The sequence below is a fragment of the Intrasporangium sp. genome, from assembly GCF_032907665.1.
GTDB lineage: Bacteria > Actinomycetota > Actinomycetes > Actinomycetales > Dermatophilaceae > Intrasporangium.
The window spans coordinates 1-2,612 of the sequence record NZ_JAJJPG010000256.1; the positions used below are offsets into that span (position 1 = coordinate 1).

The following is a 2,612-nucleotide window of genomic DNA, read 5'->3' on the forward strand; positions in this document are numbered from 1 at the left end:
AGGCGCACGGCCCGGATCCTCAGGGATCCGGGCCGTGCGACGTGGTAGCCCCGACGGGATTCGAACCCGCGCTACCGCCTTGAGAGGGCGGCGTGCTAGGCCGCTACACAACGGGGCCACGCGCTCTGCCGAGGGACTCGGCACCCGGAGAACCATACCGTGCCGGCCTGATTTCTCCGAATCGGCTCCCGGGCCCGAGGGACCGATGAACCAGAGCTGGGGTACCAGGACTCGAACCTAGAATGACGGAACCAGAATCCGTAGTGTTGCCAATTACACCATACCCCAATGGGGTATCACTCCCGAGCGCGCCCAAGGGCCATTCTGCGGGGTGAACCGAGAGGGAATACTACCGGTCCCCCGCCGCCGCCCCAAATCGGCTCTGGCCCTTCTGGAGCAGCGCCGCCGTCACCTCGTCGAGGCTGTACACCCGGACGTCCCTGCTCGCAGCGAGGTCGCTCCCCGGGTGATCGAGGTGCGGTCGACCAGACGTGCCGGGCCCGCCATCCCGGTCGAGCCAGACGGCACGCAGCCCTGCACGCCGCGCACCGACGACGTCCCACTCCAGGCTGTCGCCGATGCAGACGGTCGCATCGGGAGTCGCGTCGACGAGCCGGCACACCTCGTGATAGACCCGCGGGTCCGGCTTCCCCACTCCCAGGGTGTCCGTGGTCACGACGACATCGAACCGGTCGACCAGGCCGAGCGCGTCGAGCTTCACCTGTGTGGGGGCCAGTGCCGAGTTCGTCAGCAGCGCGACCGGCAGGTCACGGCGTTGAGCAGCAGCGAGCAGATCCGGGACATCGGGGAAGAGCCGCTGCGCCGCACGGAAGGCCGGCGCATAGGCCAGCTCGAACCGGTTGCGCGCCTCCGCCGGCACGGTGAGATCGAACGCCGACGCCACCTCGCCGAGGCGACGGGCCCGCATCGTCTCGAAGGCGACCTCACCCGCGGCAAAGCGGCGAAACCACCGCTCCGGGTCGGCGTAGTAGCGCTCGGCCATGGCCACGTGGCTCTCGGCGCGGTGCGGCCACAGGGCCGCGAAGGCGACGACACCCGCGGTCACCATCGCTGCGCGCGTGTCGACGATCGTGTCGTCGACGTCGAGGACAAGGGCGCGTATGCCGCTGAGCTCGCTCTCGAGAGCAGGCTCAGTCATCCTCGTCCCCGAGTCCGAAGTACGGCAGGGCCGGCCCCACACCACCGATCCGCACCGAGGCGCCCCGGCCCGACGCGACCCAGGCGTCGCGCTCGAGACGAACGTGCTGGAGCGTCTCGCCGCTGTGCTCGAGGACGGAAGTGTGCGTATCGCGATAGCCGAGCGACCGGGACACGCCGAGCGAGGCGGCGTTGGCGACCACCGCGGAGCTCACGGCAGCCCCTGCCCCCAGGTGCCGGAAGGCGAGCTCGAGCACGGCGGTGCGCAGCTGCGTGCCGAGACCCCGGCCGCGGACCTCGGCGACGAGCCAGGAGGCCGAGTCGACGACCCGGTCCGTGCTGAAGTCCGGTCCCTCGAGCCACTGCATGCCAAGGACGTCCCCATCGCCATTCCTCGCGACGAAGGGCAGGGCCCAGGAGGCGGGAGACCACGTGCCGAGCGCGCGCCAGTACGACTGGGCCACGACGGCGCGCCGGTTGGACCCCTCGTCGAGGAGTGCGTAGCGCGTCGCGGCCGGGTCCTGCTCGACGTCGGCGGGGAAGCTGTCGCAGACGGACGCGAGATCTGCCTCGGTCATCACGCGCAGGTCGACATCGGCAGTGCGGAGCCAGAGCCCCTGCACGGGCCAGACCACCGTGGTCATGTCGGTGTCAGAGCGAGCCGCGAAGCGCATGCAGGCGATACAGCGTCGAGGTCTTGCCGAGGATCTCCATCGACTCGAAGAGCGGTGGCGACACCCGAGCGCCTGACACGGCCGTGCGCAGAGGTCCGAAGGCGAGGCGGGGCTTGATGCCGAGCCCGTCGACGATGGCGGTGCGGAGAGCCGCCTCGATGGCCGGGGCCACCCAGCCTCCGCCGGTGCCGAGGACGCCGCCGCCGTGGTCGTCGATGTCGCCGAGCACCCGGATCGCCTCGTCGAGCACCGCGGTCGCGTCGGCCCCCAGCTGGGCCCGGGCGTCCTCCTGGACCTCGAGCTGGTCGTCCGCGACGAAGAACGGACCGACGAGGGCCGGCGCCTCGGTGAGCAGTGCCATCCGCTCCTGGATCAGGGCCGCGACGAGCTTGAGCCGGCCGAGCTCGCCGAGGGACGGGTTCTCGCCGAGGATCCCCGCCTCGTACAGGTAGGGCAGCAGCCGGGTCGCGAACTCCCCGACGTCGAGCTGGCGGATGTAGACGCCGTTGAGCCACTCGAGCTTCTTGAGGTCGAAGATCGGCCCGATGGGGTTGACCTTGGACCAGTCGAACGTCCGGCTGAACTCCTCGAAGGTGAAGACCTCGACGTCGTTGCCCTCGGCGTCCTGCTGCGGCGGATAGGCCAGCAGGGCAAGGAAGTTGACCAGTGCCTCAGGCAGGTAGCCCTGCTCCCGGAACCACGTGAGGCGGGCAGCCGGGTTCTTCCGCTTCGAGATCTTGGACTTGTCGGTGTTGCGCAGCAGCGGCATGTGCGCGAACT

Annotated in this window: 3 protein-coding genes and 2 tRNA genes; all 5 read right to left on the reverse strand. The window is 70.0% G+C overall.

What is annotated here, in order from left to right; all coding sequences use genetic code 11:
- Positions 1 to 42: 42 nt before the first annotated feature.
- A tRNA-Glu gene (locus tag LOY02_RS19100) sits at positions 43 to 118 on the reverse strand.
- 98 nt (positions 119 to 216) lie between these two features.
- Positions 217 to 288 (reverse strand) — tRNA-Gln (locus LOY02_RS19105).
- Positions 289 to 349: 61 nt separating this feature from the next.
- The gene (locus LOY02_RS19110) at positions 350 to 1,159 is read right to left on the reverse strand and encodes an HAD family hydrolase (protein ID WP_317183945.1); all 810 of its coding nucleotides are present in this window, start codon (positions 1,157 to 1,159) and stop codon (positions 350 to 352) included.
- A complete protein-coding gene (locus LOY02_RS19115) occupies positions 1,152 to 1,802 on the reverse strand; it encodes a GNAT family N-acetyltransferase (RefSeq protein WP_317183946.1) in 651 nt (216 codons plus the stop codon). The genes LOY02_RS19110 and LOY02_RS19115 overlap by 8 nt, the downstream gene beginning before the upstream one ends.
- A gap of 7 nt (positions 1,803 to 1,809) precedes the next feature.
- The coding region (locus tag LOY02_RS19120; protein WP_317183947.1) for a glutamate--tRNA ligase family protein at positions 1,810 to 2,612 on the reverse strand (803 nt) is incomplete at its 5' end.